At 54.1% G+C, this 207-nt stretch carries 1 rRNA gene; it reads right to left on the reverse strand.

What is annotated here, in order from left to right:
• Positions 1 to 205, reverse strand: a 16S ribosomal RNA gene (locus F3J39_RS18745); the annotation flags it as partial.
• Positions 206 to 207: the final 2 nt, after the last annotated feature.

Here is a 207-nt window from a genome sequence, read left to right on the forward strand (position 1 = left end):
TCCCCCACTTTGGTCCGAAGACGTTATGCGGTATTAGCTACCGTTTCCAGTAGTTATCCCCCTCCACCGGGCAGTTTCCCAGACATTACTCACCCGTCCGCCACTCGTCACCCAAGGAGCAAGCTCCCCTGTGCTACCGTCCGACTTGCATGTGTTAGGCCTGCCGCCAGCGTTCAATCTGAGCCATGATCAAACTCTTCAATTTAA

The organism is Pantoea sp. Acro-807 (assembly GCF_011752675.1).
Lineage (GTDB): Bacteria > Pseudomonadota > Gammaproteobacteria > Enterobacterales > Enterobacteriaceae > Pantoea > Pantoea eucrina.